Annotated in this window: 19 protein-coding genes; 7 read left to right on the top strand and 12 right to left on the bottom strand. The window is 38.4% G+C overall.

Features of this window, described 5'->3' with window-relative positions; all coding sequences use genetic code 11:
• Positions 1-28 precede the first annotated feature (28 nt).
• Positions 29-676 (bottom strand): response regulator, encoded by a 648-nt coding sequence (locus tag C9J29_RS19825; RefSeq protein ID WP_008173403.1) that lies wholly within the window; start codon positions 674-676, stop codon positions 29-31.
• Positions 677-687: 11 nt separating this feature from the next.
• Positions 688-1,803 (bottom strand): GAF domain-containing sensor histidine kinase, encoded by a 1,116-nt coding sequence (locus C9J29_RS19820; protein WP_008173404.1) that lies wholly within the window; start codon positions 1,801-1,803, stop codon positions 688-690.
• A gap of 183 nt (positions 1,804-1,986) precedes the next feature.
• Here C9J29_RS19820 and C9J29_RS19815 point away from each other — a divergent pair, with 183 nt between their 5' ends.
• Both C9J29_RS19815 and C9J29_RS19810 read left to right on the top strand, forming a co-directional pair.
• Entirely contained in the window at positions 1,987-2,412 is a 426-nt protein-coding gene (locus C9J29_RS19815) for a disulfide formation protein C (protein WP_008173406.1), read from the top strand.
• Between the two features lie 54 nt (positions 2,413-2,466).
• Positions 2,467-3,306: an RluA family pseudouridine synthase gene (locus C9J29_RS19810; RefSeq protein WP_036120414.1), complete on the top strand. Its 840-nt coding sequence runs from the start codon at positions 2,467-2,469 to the stop codon at positions 3,304-3,306.
• Between the two features lie 48 nt (positions 3,307-3,354).
• On the opposite strand, the gene C9J29_RS19805 is transcribed toward C9J29_RS19810, so the two are convergent.
• Complete coding sequence (locus C9J29_RS19805) at positions 3,355-4,185, bottom strand: aldo/keto reductase (RefSeq protein WP_008173410.1); 831 nt, start codon at positions 4,183-4,185, stop codon at positions 3,355-3,357.
• Positions 4,186-4,269: 84 nt separating this feature from the next.
• Entirely contained in the window at positions 4,270-4,440 is a 171-nt protein-coding gene (locus C9J29_RS24410; RefSeq protein WP_008173412.1) for a hypothetical protein, read from the bottom strand.
• 394 nt (positions 4,441-4,834) lie between these two features.
• On the opposite strand from C9J29_RS24410, the gene C9J29_RS19800 reads away from it, so the two are divergent.
• A complete protein-coding gene (locus C9J29_RS19800; protein WP_090003249.1) occupies positions 4,835-5,680 on the top strand; it encodes a VOC family protein in 846 nt (281 codons plus the stop codon).
• 36 nt (positions 5,681-5,716) lie between these two features.
• On the opposite strand, the gene trmL is transcribed toward C9J29_RS19800, so the two are convergent.
• The gene (gene trmL / locus C9J29_RS19795; protein ID WP_008173417.1) at positions 5,717-6,190 is read right to left on the bottom strand and encodes a tRNA (uridine(34)/cytosine(34)/5-carboxymethylaminomethyluridine(34)-2'-O)-methyltransferase TrmL; all 474 of its coding nucleotides are present in this window, start codon (positions 6,188-6,190) and stop codon (positions 5,717-5,719) included.
• Between the two features lie 66 nt (positions 6,191-6,256).
• A complete protein-coding gene (gene queG, locus C9J29_RS19790) occupies positions 6,257-7,393 on the bottom strand; it encodes a tRNA epoxyqueuosine(34) reductase QueG (protein ID WP_089987047.1) in 1,137 nt (378 codons plus the stop codon).
• 59 nt (positions 7,394-7,452) lie between these two features.
• Between queG and C9J29_RS19785 the strand changes: the two genes are divergently transcribed.
• The 3 genes from C9J29_RS19785 (at position 7,453) to C9J29_RS19775 (ending at position 10,551) form a co-directional block, all read left to right on the top strand.
• Positions 7,453-8,142: a B3/B4 domain-containing protein gene (locus C9J29_RS19785; protein WP_089987048.1), complete on the top strand. Its 690-nt coding sequence runs from the start codon at positions 7,453-7,455 to the stop codon at positions 8,140-8,142.
• A 15-nt stretch (positions 8,143-8,157) separates the two neighbouring features.
• Positions 8,158-8,667 carry a hypothetical protein gene (locus C9J29_RS19780; RefSeq protein ID WP_008173424.1) on the top strand — a complete coding sequence of 170 codons (510 nt, stop codon included), beginning with the start codon at positions 8,158-8,160 and terminating at the stop codon, positions 8,665-8,667.
• A gap of 297 nt (positions 8,668-8,964) precedes the next feature.
• Positions 8,965-10,551: a catalase gene (locus C9J29_RS19775; RefSeq protein WP_090003247.1), complete on the top strand. Its 1,587-nt coding sequence runs from the start codon at positions 8,965-8,967 to the stop codon at positions 10,549-10,551.
• 45 nt (positions 10,552-10,596) lie between these two features.
• Here the strand turns inward: C9J29_RS19775 and C9J29_RS19770 are convergent, their stop codons facing one another.
• The 3 genes from C9J29_RS19770 to nagB form a co-directional block, all read right to left on the bottom strand.
• Positions 10,597-10,998 (bottom strand): cytidine deaminase, encoded by a 402-nt coding sequence (locus C9J29_RS19770; RefSeq protein ID WP_036127356.1) that lies wholly within the window; start codon positions 10,996-10,998, stop codon positions 10,597-10,599.
• Positions 10,999-11,016: 18 nt separating this feature from the next.
• On the bottom strand, positions 11,017-11,925 hold the full coding sequence (locus C9J29_RS19765; RefSeq protein WP_008173429.1) for a S66 peptidase family protein: 909 nt from the start codon (positions 11,923-11,925) through the stop codon (positions 11,017-11,019).
• Positions 11,926-12,206: 281 nt separating this feature from the next.
• Positions 12,207-12,920, bottom strand: a complete 714-nt coding sequence (gene nagB, locus C9J29_RS19760) for a glucosamine-6-phosphate deaminase (protein ID WP_008173430.1) — start codon at positions 12,918-12,920, stop codon at positions 12,207-12,209.
• Between the two features lie 186 nt (positions 12,921-13,106).
• On the opposite strand from nagB, the gene C9J29_RS19755 reads away from it, so the two are divergent.
• Positions 13,107-13,853, top strand: a complete 747-nt coding sequence (locus C9J29_RS19755; protein ID WP_089987051.1) for an arylamine N-acetyltransferase family protein — start codon at positions 13,107-13,109, stop codon at positions 13,851-13,853.
• Between the two features lie 40 nt (positions 13,854-13,893).
• Here C9J29_RS19755 and C9J29_RS19750 read toward each other — a convergent pair whose 3' ends face one another.
• The 3 genes from C9J29_RS19750 to C9J29_RS19735 all read right to left on the bottom strand — a co-directional run bounded on the left by C9J29_RS19750 (position 13,894) and on the right by C9J29_RS19735 (position 17,266).
• Positions 13,894-14,979, bottom strand: coding sequence for an S-layer homology domain-containing protein (locus C9J29_RS19750; protein ID WP_107922670.1), 1,086 nt, complete (start codon positions 14,977-14,979; stop codon positions 13,894-13,896).
• Between the two features lie 578 nt (positions 14,980-15,557).
• On the bottom strand, positions 15,558-16,232 hold the full coding sequence (locus C9J29_RS19740; RefSeq protein ID WP_089987053.1) for an ABC transporter ATP-binding protein: 675 nt from the start codon (positions 16,230-16,232) through the stop codon (positions 15,558-15,560).
• A 2-nt stretch (positions 16,233-16,234) separates the two neighbouring features.
• Positions 16,235-17,266, bottom strand: a complete 1,032-nt coding sequence (locus tag C9J29_RS19735; RefSeq protein WP_107922669.1) for an ABC transporter permease — start codon at positions 17,264-17,266, stop codon at positions 16,235-16,237.
• Positions 17,267-17,318 lie beyond the last annotated feature (52 nt).

The following is a 17,318-nucleotide window of genomic DNA, read 5'->3' as shown; positions in this document are numbered from 1 at the left end:
CAATATTGTAGAAACTCGTCGTTTTGCTTTAGCTACCACTACCCTCTGTCAAACCATGTTTAACTGCATATAGAGCAGCCTGGGTACGATCTTGTACTTGTAATTTTGTAAATATATTAGAAATATGAGTTTTAACTGTTTTTTCTGTAACAAATAATGAGGATGCAATTTCTCGATTACTTTTCCCTTTTGTAAGCTCTGCCAGCACATCCTGCTCACGAGGTGTCAATGGATTTAACGAATGCGGGGCATTCTGTGCCTCCTGGCGATCCATTTCAAGCGTCGTTGTAGCCTCTGGGTGTAATGTATTTTCGCCACGCATAATACGACGAATAGATAAGACCAATTCATCTGGCTCAATATCTTTCAATTGATAGCCTGCTGCCCCAGCCTCCATTGCAGGGACAACATGGTCCCGATCTGAAAAGCTTGTCAGCATTAAAATCTCTATTTTTGGAAATTTTGCTTTAATGCGCTTTGTCGCCTGTATGCCGTCCAACTCAGGCATCACTAAATCCATTAAAATAATGTCAGGTTGGATACTTTCTGCTAATGATACGGCTTCATGTCCATTTTTCGCCTCTCCAACAACCTCAATATCCTTTTGTGTCTTTAAGAAAAACAATAACCCTCGACGCACTACGTGATGATCGTCTGCAATTAATACACGTATCATGTCCTCTCCCCTTAGTATGGCAAGCGGATCAGCAGCTCCGTACCTTTGCCCATTTCACTTACCCAGTCGGCAGTGCCACCCACTGATTTTGCACGGTCCTTAATGGATTGTAAGCCCATTGACAGTAGCTTCGTATTATTGTCAATGACAAATCCTCGTCCCTCATCGCGTATAACTAATAAAATATCTGTAGACGTGACGGTAATATAAAGTGCTGCCTCTAAAACACCTGCATGGCGTCTCACATTATTTAAAGCCTCTTGAGCTACTCGAAATAATGTCTCTTCAATCCGCGATGGAAATTGTAGGACTCCTGAAACCATAACATGTAATTTTAAGCCAAGCATCTCAGCATATACTTTTATCGCTTCCAGTAGGCCATTTTCCAATCCCTTTGGTCGTAGCTGCCAAATCAATGCCCGCATCTCTGTTAGCGCATCCTGAGTTAAATGCTGTATCTCTTTAAATGTTTCTTTCACATCGCTATCCTGTGTCATTTCAATTCCAGCCCTCGCCGTTAGCGTAACCGAGAATAATAGTTGATTGACTGAATCATGTAAATCTCTTGCTAGACGGTTGCGTTCCTTTACAAGGGCCATTTCTTGCTCTTGTTTCGTCAGTAAAATTCGCTTTATAGCAGAACCCATCTGAAATGCTACCGACTCCAATAGGGCTAGCTCCTCCTCTGAAAAGCGTACCGTATCCTTTGAGGCAACATTTAATACACCAAAACGTTCTTGTCCAGATTGAAGGGGCACTGTGGCATGATGGGTGATTCCTTCATGATCCCCAACATTAGCTGCAATGGCACTTTCAATACGTTGACATTCAATGATATTAGATGCCTTTTTTAGCTCCTCATTACGATAGCGCGATACACACCAACAGCCACCTTTTTTTAAATAATGACAGTTGTTAAATTCCAATGCCTCAGGTAAATTTTCATGAACAACAAGCTCCGAGCGTCCCTTTGCGTCAATAAAAAAGATCCAGCCTGTTTCAAAATTCGTGCCATTTAAAAATTTGATAAGGGCCCCTTTTAGCATCGTAACAATTTCAGTTTCTTCATTTAATAGCTCTGCAATTTCCTTTAATATACTTATATTGGAATGCTCATTTTCCTTCACGAAAACACCTCTTCTATAGCATTACTATTGTTAATGATACCATTAAGGCATTAGGGTCGTCTTCATTAGCCGTTCATACTTTAGACTGAAATTATCGTCCTTATTTTGCGTAAGTTAATTTACATATAAAACTAGAACAACTATAATCGTACAAGTAGTGTTTTTATAAAGGGGAGAATCGATATGTCTAAAAAAGAGGAAAATGGCTTATTATTTATATGGATAGTTTCTGCTGTAGCTACACTGGGTTCATTATACTTTTCTGAAATTCGTCATTATGAACCGTGTAAATTATGTTGGATACAGCGTATTTTTATGTACCCTATCGTCATTATGGCCACTGTAGCCTTCATACAAAAAAATGCTCGTATTGCTGTCACAACAGCGGTTTTCTCTGTTATCGGAGGCTGTATCTCACTCTATCATTACGGCATTCAAAAGCTTAGTTTTTTAGCGGATAATGCCCCTTCTTGTGGCGCCGTATCATGTACAGGACAATATATTAACTGGTTAGGCTTTATTACTATTCCATTTTTAGCATTAACTGCATTTATTTTAATTGCAGGGGCAAGCTTCTATTTAATAAAAGCTACAAAAGCTGCAAAATAATCAAGAGACCGTGTTCTACCTTTGGAATACGGTCTTTTCTACGGAGGAAGATTAATGTTTCTTTATACATTCAATGAAGATCACTTAACGATTGAGGAACTGTTACGTAATCATTGGCGACTAGGCAAAAAGCTCGTCCATGAACTACGTATGGCAAAAGCTATTACTTTAGAAAATGATGAGCTTGTTCAATGGAATACTCCTTTACAAGTCGGCACTATTGTTAAATTTACATTCCCAATCCCAGCATCTAGCTATAAACCAACCCCTGTTTGTGCGATTGATATAGTTTATGAGGATGATCATTGCTTAATCGTATCGAAGCCAAAGGGTATGGCAACGCACCCTAATGATGACCGAGATACCCATACATGTATGAACCACGTTATGGCACATATTCAACAACAAGGTGGTATGTATGCAGAGCATGTCCATCGACTAGATAAAGGGACACAAGGTTTATTACTCGTAGCCAAGCATCCTTTAGCGAAATCAATTTTTGACCGGATGATTGAAGAAAAATCTATTATTCGGACGTATGCGGCAGAAGTACAAGGAAATATACGCTCCTCATCAGGTACCATTTCCGAATCTATTGGTAAAGATCGACACCACGCATCTAGACGTGTCGTGTCCAAAACTGGACAGCATGCAGTGACACATTATGAAGTTGTTTCACGCTATAAAAATTCTTGTGTGGTCCATTTGATTCTTGAAACGGGTCGAACACATCAAATTCGTGTCCATTTAGCCTATATCGGCCATCCTATTATTGGTGATACTATGTACGGTGCAAGAGAAACGGTTAGTGATGACTATGAACTCCATGCTATCCAATTAGAATTTGACCATCCATTTTTAAATAAACGCATTACAGTCAAGGACGAGCAATAATCAAAAATCCCGCTTCTCTATTACGAGAGCGGGATTTTTTTAATAGAACTAAAAATCAAATTTAAAATGATCAGGATCTTGCCCAAATCGTTGATTACTATTTAATGACGCTATCTTATCCATTTGAGTCTGTGTTAATTCAAAGTCAAAAATCTGGGCATTTTCTGCAATTCGACTAGGTGTCACCGATTTAGGAATAATCAATGTGTCATTTTGTAAATGCCAGCGTAACACTACCTGAGCAGCCGACTTGCCAATCTCCTTGCCAATTTCTACGATAGTAGAATCATCAAGTACCCCACCTCGTCCTAACGGTGACCATGCAGTAACTGCAATCTGATGTTCATGGCAAAATGCGCTTAATGCTTGTTGTTGTAAATATGGATGCATCTCCACCTGATTAACCATTGGAGCAATATTGGCCTTTGCCAGTATTTTTTCTAAATGATGCTCATGATGGTTCGACACACCTGTTGCACGAATTAGTTTTTCATCATATAGGCGTTCAATGGCACGATAGGTTTCCTCAAATGTTTCTGGAACAGCCCAATGAGTCAAATATAAATCTACGTAATCCATATTAAGTTTCTTCAGCGATACTTCAAAAGCGCGTAAGGTTTCATCATATCCTTGGTCATTATTCCATACTTTTGTGGTAACAAAAATATGTTCACGTGGTACACCTGAATGACGAATAGCTTCTCCTACCTCTGCTTCATTCCCATACAAAGATGCCGTATCAATAGCTCGATAACCAACCTTCAGCGCTGTATCGATGGATTGTAATGTTTCTTCATGATCTGTCATTTTATAAACACCTAAGCCGAAGCGAGGCATTTCTACTCCATTTGATAATGTTTTCGATGATTGTAAATTCACGAATCACCACCCCTTTCTTTTTCCTAGTACCATTATACAAAAAATTGGATTTAAGAAAAATAAGGAAGCTACTGTTCTTCACCACTATTCATCCTTTTCCTCGATACTTTCCAATTGAATAGGGTCGGCAATACGCTCATCCTCCGCAAGCTCTAGACCATCACGTAAATGTTCCATTTGTTTGCCCAAATCTTTTAATTCCTTCATATCTCTCGCCATCGTACCATTTTCAATGTTTGGCACTTTTTTTTTCATATGAATCACCTCCTTAATAGTTTTCCCGATAACTATACGTTTGAACCATTTCTGACATATTTTATTCAGGTATGTCGTTTCATTTTCATAGTAGATAGGCTATACTAAATAGAGATGTCTTTATTACATGAGGAGGGTTACTTCCATGAAATTATTATTAATCATTGGTGTAACAGTTGCTTTCTTAACAGCTATTTTTACTGCTGGGTACGAAGGCGATTACAAAGCGGATAAATAATACCTCGAGAAAATCACTAAGCATTAGATGTGCTTAGTGATTTTCTTTTTTTGTCGAACAATAACATTCCTTACTTGACTTTAGGCTATTATTAAAATAAACTAACTTACATAAAGTAACTAAATAAATAAAAATAACTTGCTGGAGGTATTCTATATGCATTTCCATGAAAAACCTAACACATATGTAACAAATGTTGAAATAAAAGTAAGCGATCTACAACGTTCTTTAGCATTTTATCAAGACGTCATTGGCTTCAACGTTTTACACCAAGAATCACATAAAGCTACTTTAACAGCGGATGGACATACTGCACTATTAACAATTGTCCAACCAAACACAGTGGAAGAAAAACTGAACAGGACGACTGGACTTTATCATTTTGCACTACTCTTGCCAACTCGTCGTGATTTGGCAAATATTATCACGCATTTTCATGAAAAAGGAGTATATCTTGGGGCTTCTGATCATGCTGTCAGTGAAGCACTCTATTTAAATGATCCTGATGATAATGGTATTGAGGTATACGTAGATCGTCCTGAAAATGAATGGGGATGGCATATGGATCAAGTGCATATGGTGACAGAGCCACTAAATATTCGATCGATTTTAGAAGAAGGTAACGGAAATTGGAATGGCCTTCCTGCTGGTACAGTCATGGGACATATTCACTTATCTGTTTCTGACTTGGCAGAAGCTGAACAATTTTATACAAATGGCTTAGGGTATGATATTGTGGCGCGCTATGGTTCTCAGGCATTATTTATTTCTACAGGGCGCTATCACCATCACATTGGCCTAAACACTTGGCACTCAGAAAATGCCCCAAAGCTTGGCGAAAACCAAGTAGGCTTAAAAACGTACTCACTGCGTTTAGATAATGAAGAACAAGCATCAATAATGAAAGCAAACCTTCGTGCAATGGGTGCACCTGTTATCGATATGGACGGTGGATTCCAAACCGAGGACCCAGCTGGAAATGTCGTATTATTAAAACTTTAGTAAAAAGCAGTTCTCACAATTTGAGAACTGCTTTTATTAATGTAAACCTGGATATCCTTGTTGTCGTAATGCCTCATATATAACAATCGCAGCCGTATTAGATAAGTTGAGTGAACGGACATGATCACTTTGCGGAATACGCAAGCACATATTGCGACGTTCATACGCAAATTCTTTCGGCAGTCCTGTTGTTTCTTTCCCAAACATAAAGTAAATGTCACGCTCCTTATCACTAAAATCATGCGTGGTGAACGGCTCATCACTATAAGTTTCGATTAAATATACGTCACCATCTTTAGAATACGCTATAAAATCATCTAGTGAATCATGATAAACAACATTCACACTATGCCAATAATCTAAGCCTGCCCGTTTTAGCATTTTATCGTCGGTTGAAAAGCCTAGTGGACGAATTAAATGTAATGAAGTATTTGTACCAGCACAAGTGCGAGCAATATTTCCTGTATTCGCTGGAATTTCTGGTTGATATAATACGATATGCAATGGCATAACGATACACTTCCTTATTGTCATAATTTCTTTTAGTATTACTCATTTAGTCGAGTTGTTTTTTCTTCATTCATCATAAAAAAACTGCAAACCTTTGTGAATTTCATGCAATACTTCTTCGTCCTGCTCATTAGCCTCCGCATCATATAAGGCAGACTTAGCCTGTTCTCCGCCTATCTTACCTAAAGCCCATGCTGATGTGCCTCGAATGACTGGACGATCATCGTTTTTCAAAAGGTTGATAAGATCTGGAATAGCCGCTTCCTCTTTAAAATGAGCAAGGGCGAGGATCGCATTTCGTTGAATGGGCTTTTTACCTCGCCATGAACCAGAAACGTGGCCAAATTTTGCCTTAAATTCTCTATTAGAAATCGTTAATAGTGGTGTTAGTAATGGCTTGGCAAGCTCTGGATCTGGCATAAATTCTTCATGAATCCAATTAATTTTCCCTTTATTTTTGGGACACACAGTCTGACATGTATCACAGCCATAGAGACGATTACCAATATGGTTACGAAACTCATCAGGAAGTGTTCCCTTCGTTTGAGTGAGGAAGGCAATACAACGTTGTGCATCCAATTGCCCTCCTTGGATTAATGCACCGGTTGGACAAACATCCAAGCATAGGCGACATTCCCCACATTCATCCTCCATTGGCTTATCTGGCGAGAATGGAATATTGGTAATAAGCTCCCCTAAATACACATAAGACCCGAATTCAGGTGTTATAATCGAACAGTTTTTACCGCTCCAGCCTATGCCTGCACGTTCTGCTACTGCACGGTCTACAAGTGCACCTGTATCAACCATTGACTCAATACGAACACCTTCGACACGCTCCTCAAGCCAAGCAGATAATAACTTCAAACGTTCACGTATTGCTGTATGATAATCGACTCCCCATGAAGCACGGCAAAATATCCCACGTCTTGCTCCCCTTTTGCCAATGGGTGCATTTTGCATACGTGAGGGATAAGCAACCGCGATCGAGACAATACTCTCTGCCTCATTTAATAAATGCAGGGGTTCGGTACGTTTTTCAATATCACTTTCTTCAAAGCCAGACTGATAGCCAAGCTCCTGCTGACGACGCAGTCGGTTTTTTAATTCTGTAAAGGGAGCTGCTGTTGTAAAACCTATTTTATCAACGCCAATGGATATTGCATATGCCACAAAGTCGCGTTGTAGGTCATGTATGTTCATTTTATTTCCAACTCCTTACATGGTACAATAATAGAAATAGATAAAGTAGGTGATGTTCTTTGGAAATTTCCATTAACGAATCTCTATTAACACAACATCCCGAGCTAAAAATCGGCATTATTCATTATACCAAAATTGTTGTAGCAGAATCCCCTCAAATGATTAAAGGTCGGATGCAATTGTATCAAGAAAACCTTTTTCTGGACATGCAGGACCTTCCAGTGAACCAGCGTGAGGGTATTGCGGAATGGCGAGCACTATGGAAACAGCTAGGTGCCGATCCAAATCGTTATCGTCACTCAGCAGAAAGCCTTATGCGTCGAATTAGTAAACAAAACTTTTTAACACCATTTCATTCTGGTGTAGATTTAAATAACTTCTTCTCTCTTCAATATGAAATTCCGATTGGTCTATATGATGTAGCCCTTATGAAAGGGTGCGTAGAAATATCTCTTGGCCACGAAGACATTGGTTATGAGGGTTTAAATGGTCGTTTTAATACGTTTAACAAAATCCTCTATAGCCGTGATGAAAAGGGAGCGTTTGGTTCTCCATTTGTCGATTCTAAACGGACAGCCGTTACAGAGGATACGACTGAGGCGCTCCATATTTTTTATCTTAGACCATCACTAACACATGAAGCAGCGAATGACCTTTTGGCGTCAGCAGGCAAAATGTTTAACCAAATTCATGGTGGTGACTATCAAATTGCCCTCTTGTCAAATAATGCACCATCTACAATACTATAAAAAGGACGTGTTTTCGTGATCAATCTTGCAGAAGCTGTTAAACTAAAAAGTATTTTAGGAAAGAAAACGCAAGAGCTTATTAGTGAATTACATCGTAGTGCTTTTGTGACAGTAGAAAAGGGACAGGCTCCTAAAACAAGTAACCGTGCACTCTCCCTTATTGAAGCCGAATTGGCACAAGTTCGTGTAGATACGCGTACGCTAGATCGTTTAGTGTATGAAGCAAACATCCAAAACACAGTAGACTTTAAAGATCAGAAACTAGCACTAGTGGAAGCTATCGAATTAGCTACACAGCTGCGTGCTGAGGCTGAACTATGTAAAGAATTTAGTATGAGGGAAAAGGAAAGTGTTCGCTTTGGCTATGGTGATGGTGCTATGTTATACGAGATTGCATTATATGAGCCAGATGACTATAGAGAACGCGCAATGAAGCTCGAAAAACAGGCACATAAACTATCCAATCTTATTAATTCAAAAAATTACAGCATACAACTTAACTTTGATGATTCCCGTTATTTCTAATCTCGGGGCGGTGAGACTCCAAACCGAGTTGGATGTGCTGTTTTCAAATTTAGCTATTCGGCTAATTAAATAAAAACCAATAACAAGTTACCTGTTACTGTATGACCGATGACTAATGACCAACTATAGGTAAAGGCCATACTCAAAAAACTTGATTCCATTTGAAAACGCCATCCAAGGCTCTCCTACATCTATGTATGGAGAGCTTTTTTATCAGCAAATATGTAAAAATTCCCTATGTCTAGATTGCCGCTTTCAAGGACAAAATGGAAGTATCTCTTGGAAAGGGGTCATACTATGACGCAGCAAAATGATTCAACACATGAGCAAGATACAACATTGACAAATCGACAGGGGCATCCCGTTACTAACAATCAAAATTTACGAACGGTTAGTAATCGAGGTCCTGCAACACTTGAAAATTATGATTTTCTAGAGAAGATAAGTCACTTTGACAGGGAGCGAGTCCCAGAACGAGTTGTTCATGCTCGCGGTGCTGGTGCACATGGTTATTTTGAAACATACGGTGTAGTAGGCGATGAACCAATTTCTAAATATACCCGTGCAAAAGTCTTTCAGGATAAAGAAAAAAAAACACCTGTATTTGTGCGTTTTTCAACGGTTATACATGGTGGACATTCGCCTGAAACATTACGTGATCCACGAGGCTTTGCGGTAAAATTTTATACAGAGGATGGCAACTGGGATTTAGTAGGCAATAATTTAAAAATCTTCTTTATCCGTGATGCAATGAAATTCCCTGACATGATTCATGCATTTAAACCTGATCCTATTACTAATATTCAAAACGTTGAACGTTTCTTTGATTTTTGTGCTAGCTCACCAGAATCTTTCCACATGGTAACATTTGTATATTCACCTTGGGGTATACCCGCTAACTATCGTATGATGCAGGGCTCTGGCGTCAATACGTATAAGTGGGTTAATCACGAAGGTAAAGGGGTTCTAGTCAAATATCACTGGGAACCACTTCAGGGCATTAAAAATTTAACACAAAAAGAAGCAGAAGAAATTCAGCAGAAAAACTTTAATCATGCCACACAGGATTTATATGATGCGATTGAACGTGAAGAATTTCCTGAATGGGAGTTACATGTTCAAATTATGGAGGATGGTCCACATCCTGAGCTTGATTTTGATCCATTGGATGACACAAAGCTTTGGCCAAACGATCAATTCCCATGGTATTCAGTCGGTAAAATGGTATTAAACAAAAATCCTGAGGACTATTTTGCAGAGGTAGAACAAGCTACTTTCGGTACGGGCGTACTGGTCGATGGTTTAGATTTCTCCGATGATAAAATGCTACAAGGTCGTACATTCTCCTATTCAGATACACAGCGTCACCGTGTGGGAGCCAACTATCTTCAATTGCCAATTAATGCGCCTAAAAAGCGTGTAGCAACCAATCAAAGTGGTGGGCAAATGATGTATAAACGAGATTTAGCACCTGGTCAAAATCCACATATTAATTATGAGCCGTCCATGTTAAATGGCTTAAAGGAAGCAGCTCAGGATGGTAAGGAATATACTCCTTATGTTGAAGGAAACCTTGTTCGAGAATCCATTGATCGTCAAAGTAATACAAAGCAAGCTGGTGAAACTTACCGTAACTTTGAGCAATGGGAGCGCGATGAGCTGCTTGCCAATTTAATTCGTGATTTATCGGTCTGTCATATGGATATACAAAATGCAATGATTGCACTAGCGGAAGAAGCAGATGAAGAATATGGTCGTTTGCTAAAAGAAGGGTTGCATAAGGCTAGAAAGGAATCTTCTCCTTCAAAGCCACTTGGCAATATTGGTGGCGATCATGCCCCTCAAGATGCGATAGATAAAGGACATAATGCCGAGCCTTATTAAATCACACCAAAAAGACATTACATATTTTTGTAATGTCTTTTTGCATTATTGTTCATAGGCCTTATACCAGTGATATGGTTGTATCTCTTTTAACGTTTTAAATATTAGTGAACCGTCTGAATTCGTAACTGCTGCCTTCACATTCTCTCCCCAATAAAAGAGTCTTTCTTGGCAGACCCCACAAGGTGTGAGGACTACGAATTTAGATTTTTCATTTTCTCTAGCAACACAAATCGAATGTGTCACCTTTGTATTCAATTTATGCGCCTCTAAAATAGCACCCGTTTCCATACATAATTCAGTTGCTGCATTGATGACCTCTGGTGCGACACTAGTTAAAATATGCCCGTCCTCAGAATATAAAGCGGCCGCTCCGCCCCATCCTGAGGGATATCTTTTCTCCACTAATTGGACAGCTGCTTCATAGAGCTTTTTCTCAATATCCATATCATCAATCCCCCACAGTTAATATACTCCTGGTAATATCTTCAACACTTTTCCCTCTGCATCTAAATACGCATCTACCCCAAGAGGAATGCCTATATTCGTTAATTCATGTCCTATTTTAAAACCTGCCACAACAGGAATGCCTAAGTCTCCAAAATACTCTTTCATTAAATTATTTAGTGCTGCATCATCCGACTCTGTTTGTGTAAAGGAGCCAATGACAACACCTGCTAGCTGCTCAAATTTCCTAGCTTGCTTTAATTGCTGTAGCATCGAATCAATGTTAGGAATCGATTCAGCTAACTCCTCTATCAATAAAATCTTACCTTCTGTCTGTATCTCAAATTTAGTACCTAATGTGCTGACAAGACGATAAAGATTTCCTCCTATTAATTCACCGCGTGCCACCCCACCAGCAATTGTTATTAAAGGAGAAATTGATTCCGTATATTGTATTTCGATAGGGGAAAATAATTGTACAAACATTTTCTTCGATAGTTCATCCATTGTATTAGCAGCCATTAGCATAGGTCCGTGGAATGTTACTAAATTAGCGTACTCATTGATGGCACAATGCAAATAGGTAATATCTGAAAAGCCCCAGAAAATTTTTGGATTTTCCTCTAATAGCGTATAATCAATTTTTTCAGCTATTCGGGCAGCGCCATAACCTCCCTTTACACAAAAAATCGCTTTCACTTCAGGATTTTTAACCATTTCATGAAAATCAGCTAACCTGATTTCATCACTTCCCGCTAAATAATCATGCTTGGCATGGATGGTATCCCCTACGATATAGCGAAGACCCAACTCATCTAAAAAAGCTAATGCGTCCCCAAGCTTTTCAGATTCTACTAGACTCGATAGGGCAACTACACCTACTACATCTCCCTTTTGTAAACGTGGTACGGTATTTTTCACGTTCATTCCTCCTTTATTTTTCTAATGCTGTCTCTAAGTTAGTGCGAAGACATTTAGCTATTATTGCATCTTCTTCCCATCATTCTATACGGTTATTTTCTACTTAAGAAGAAACGATCGACATTCTGCAATTGCAACCTTCAGAAATTTAGACATACCCTTCAACAAGGGTGATTTAATTGTTATTGTAGCAGTAATTTTTGGGAGCGTATATTCATTGCTCATCCGTTTTCAGGAAAAACAAGAAAGCAAAGTCTTCAGTCATAAGAAGACTTTGCTTTTTATTGTTAATTTGTGCCGCCATAAATAATCGTCACGTTAGGATGTTTCAATAATTGACTTGCAGGGAAATCTTCTGTTATATGGCCACTTTTCAATTTTTGAATGGCCGCCAGCTTCTTTTCACCAAAGGCAATCAGGACAATTTCCTTCGCCTTCATAATGGATTGAATGCCCATCGTAATCGCATGTGTTGGGACTTCGGCTTCGTCATCAAAGTAAATCGCATTTTCTGTTCTTGTTGATGTCGTTAATTCGACAATATTTGTCATAGAATCGAACGGAGTACCTGGCTCATTAAAACCTATATGACCATTTACGCCAATTCCAAGAAGCTGTAAATCAATACCTTCTACCGCATCAATTCTTGCATCATATGCCTTGCATTCAGCAGCTAAATCCTCTGCCTCACCATTTGGCAAATGTATATTTTCTTGTTTAATATTTACATCATTAAATAAATTATTGTGCATAAAAGTCCAGTAACTTGCAGGACTTGTTCGCTTAAGACCTACATATTCGTCCAAATTAAAAGTTTGTACATCCTTAAATGATACTTGACCAGCTTGATGTCGGGCTACTAATTCTTTATACATTCCTACAGGTGAACCACCAGTTGCTAATCCTAGCACACTATTTGGCTTCTTCTGTATTTGCTCTAAAAAAATCTTTGCGGCCACTTCGCTCATTTCGTCATATGTATTGACTTCTATCCATTTCATTTTCCTTATCATACCTACCTTAAATTCTTATTCATTAACTATATTGTAAAAAATTTCACTTTATAGTAGCTAATATATTAATTCTACAAGTTATTTAGCTATTTTTCTATCATTTCCCTCGTAATATTATGCGTGTATTCTGTTGCTGTTTCGGTTATGTTATTAATAAGGAAGTGAGGCGATTTTATGAATGCACAGATTCAGCAATATTTACAGCAGATTCAATTTCAAGGAACTTTAGAGCCTACTGTCCAACTACTAGGACAGCTACAGACAAAGCATCTATTGACTATTCCCTATGAAAATTTAGATGTTGCCTTGAACCTCGGTATCTCATTCTCTATTCCTAATTTATTTCAAAAGATTATTGTTGAGCGACGTGGTGGCAATTGCTTTGAACTAAATATTTTATTTAGCTGGCTTTTACGGGAGCTAGGCTTCTCAGTTACCAATCGCTATGCTCAGTTTTGGCGCAATGTTGAAGAACATATGCCTCCTGAAGATATACCCATGCATCAGTTATTACTAGTAAAGGATGCGAAGCAATCCTATATTTCAGATGTAGGCGTTGGTGCTTTAGCGCCTTGTAAACCAGTACCATTAATAGCCGGATATAAACACCGAGAAGGTCGAGAATTATATAAAGTAGAGTATGATGAAGAAAATGGTTGGATGCTTTTTGAGCAAACCAAACAGCAATGGCGCTTGCTCTATTGCTTTCATGATGATGCAAATGATGCAAAATTTGCCCCACGACTCTCCAAGCAAAAAAATAAAATCGCCATGATTCGAACGGCTCGTGGTCGTCACACGATGATGAACAATGAATTTAGAATTTACGAAGGACCATCCTTAACTACCTATACAACAAACACCGAGAAGGAATGGCAGCAAGCATTACAGCGCTTTTTTCATATTTCTATACAACAATAAAGGAAAGCGAGTCCATCAGTGGCTTGCTTTCCTTTTCTGATTATTTCATTGTTCGATTGAGTAATTCAAACACAACTATATCATTGTGTAGCTCCTTGATTAAACCAATTTCATCTACGAAATAATAAGTTTTTATCACATCACTAAATTTTGACCTTTTCTCTACTATTATTACACCCGTATATTGCACTTTACCAGCTTGTACTGTGCTATTAGTTGATTTTACAGTTACTCTTTCTCCTGCAGTAACCCCTGGATCTTCTTCATGTAAAATAACACCTATTCTAAGTGGTAGTTCCATATATAAATCATAATGTGTGTTAGCTTCACTTGCAATGGCTTGACCATATGCACGATCATGACCATATAAAAGCTCATCAGCAAGTGATTGTCCTGTACTTACATTTTTGACTGTCCATACATCATTTTTACCGTCGTGTTGCTCATATTGATAGCTTAAAGTATAACGCTTATTGTCGCTTAAAGAATAATGGGCATACGTATAAACAAATGCCGGGTCCTTTAGCAAATTGGGCTTAGAAAGAGTCAATGCTCGTGCCAAAAATGCTGAGAAGTGTGCACGTGTAACAGGGTCATTAGGCTTAAATGCACCACCCTCATAGCCCCTTATTAAATGATTATGGGCCAGTGTTAAAATTTCTTTATAACCACGTGTCTGCTCCGTCACATCTGTAAAATAATAAGGATCTGAGCCTTTTAATTGAAAGGCTCTATTTAGCACAATAGCCATTTCTCCTCTAGTAATCGGCGCGTCTGGATTAAATGTATGAGCTGCATCGAATATCCCTTTGTTTTGTACAGCAGCTATTTCTTTGTAATATTGATTAGCAGTTGTTACATCTTGATAGTGGGGGTTTTCTATGTTGATTGTGTTTAGTCCTAAAGCACGTGTGAGCATGACAGCTACTTGTGCTTTCGTAACATAGGCATTCGGCTTGAATAACTGATTCGAATAACCCTTCACAATATCCTGCTCCACTAAATAATGTATTTCTGTCATCAAGGTATTATCCGTTAAATCTTTAAAACTGGCTGCCTGCACTTCCTTCGGTATTAAGCCAATCGTTATCAGGATCAAACATACTAATTTCAATATGTTCCTCACATTATCCCTCCTCCATCGATTCTTTACCCATAAAGACGTTTAATTATGCTTAAAATGAAAAAAGACTCTACTTAAAGAGACTTTATGCGTTATTTTTATGTTGAATTAATCCGATTCCTAGACCAGTAGGATCCACCAAATAAGCAAGATAAAAGTCATCAAACTCCATTTTCTCACGCAAAATAGTAGCCCCGTTCCTTGTTGCCTATTCGATAACTTCATCAGTTGCATTTTGAATTCGTGTACCAAGTGGATAGTCACTTGGACCTTCACTAATGCCACCATTAACCCCAATTTCGCTTTCTTGCCCAGTTGTCACTGGCCATTAATCTCAATTCGGGGCCGCTACCTCCCGGCCAAACAACTTACTATAAAAGCTGCCGTTTTCTTAGGTTACTGACTATTTAATTCCAAGCTAATTACTCTTCCCAAACATATCCCTCCTTTTTATTTTTGCATAACAAATAATTCAACAATTAATTGGATTTTCATTCCTAATAATCCTATAAATTTGCATGTCACACATATTTAACCTAAATGTTACACAAGGCTCCCTATTAGTGGGAGCCTTGCTTATTTTATAACACGACACCATCGCTCATTTTAATAATACGATCTGTATAAGCCAACATTTCTTCGTCATGCGTCACTAATAATGTTGTTATATTTAAAGTTTTTGTTAATGTTCTTAATAACAACATAATTTCTTTAGAGCGCTGTGAATCTAAACTTGCTGTTGGCTCATCTGCAAACAATACTTTTGGTTGATGAATAATGGCACGAGCAATCGCTACACGTTGCTTTTCTCCACCTGACAAGGAAGAAGGATAAGCATGTTGACGATGAGCTAACCCAACTAACTGTAATAAACGATTTACTTCATGCTTTTTCTCATGTTTCTTCAGTGGCGACCCAGCAACGTCCAACATTAATAGCAGCTGCTCCTCAACGGTAAGAAAAGGTACTAGATGTGCAAACTGAAAGACAAAGCCAAATTTACTTGCACGCAGCCCTCGTACCTGTTCCTCGTTCATAGCCGTTAAATTATGTCCCTCAAAAAGGATTTGTCCATCTGTTGCTGGTTGTAGTCCAGCAGCTATAGTTAATAACGTGCTTTTCCCTGAACCAGATGCACCTACCAATGCGGTAATTTCTCCTTCTTTTAAGGATAAATTAATGCCTTTTAAAATTTCCTCTTCGACATCACCATTTTTAAACGTTTTTCTTACTTCATCAATCGTAAATAACGTCATGACTAAGCCTCCCCCTGGTGTATTGCTTGTAACGGTTCGATTTTTTTAATTTGTAGACCTGACAGTGTAGCTCCCACAAAACCAATGACAAGGAACACTAACGATAGTTGTATTGTTGTACCTAGGTTTAACGTAAACGGCATCTCCTTTGGCGCAACTATATTGAATAATTGACTAAGGCTGACTGATAATACTAATGAAAAGGCAGTAATAATCACCATCTGTGTCCAGATCATGTTAAATAACCTACTTGTTTTTAATCCAATCGCCTTGAGAATGCCATATAGTCCAATCTTTTGTACATTCATCATATAGAAGAAAATAGCAAATAACATACCACTAATGACAACTAAAAACCAAATTATCATATTTAAAGACATCTGTTCCGCACTGTAACTCGGAATAGCATTCAGAAATTCTTTATTGCTATAAGACTGCAGTCCCTCAAATTCCTTAGCCGTATTTTTGGGAACGAAAATTAATTGCATATCCTTTACCCGATACATTTCCTGATAAGCCTCTTTACTTATATAAGCAACAGGGGCATGGCTATATTTCTTTTGCTCCACAAAGCCTTTCACTATAAACTCGCCACTATATTGATTGTTCGTTAATATATCTCCAACCTTAATTCCTTTATCCTGTAGCGAGCTGTCTAACAGCACCTCACCATGTCGTACATTTCTAAATAGTGTTGATTCCGTCGACGTGACAAAGGCCACACTTTGCTGTTTATCATCCTGATCACTTAAAAAGCCCATTTGAATAGAAAAGGCAACTGCCTCCTTCTCCTCAGTCATGACTTCCTGTTGTAGATCGCTAGAGATTCTCGAAAGATTAAACGTCCCATCTGCATCCTCCGTCATGTAAAATTGTCCTTGAGGTAAATCTTTTATTAAAGCTGCATTATCCTGTGACAAACCATTCGCCAAACCTGAAATAATAAACGTTAAAAAACTAACTAGGAAGATGATGGAGCCCAAGATTAAAAACCGCACTTTATTTTTCTTCATTTCTTTCCAGGCAAGATTCATCCTTAACCCCTCCATTACTTTGATTATCCTTAGCTTAAAATTGTTACATGAA

It is taken from the genome of Lysinibacillus fusiformis (assembly GCF_003049525.1).
Lineage (GTDB): Bacteria > Bacillota > Bacilli > Bacillales_A > Planococcaceae > Lysinibacillus > Lysinibacillus fusiformis.
Note: the sequence above shows the minus strand (reverse complement) of the source record. Positions and strands in the feature narration are given on the sequence as shown.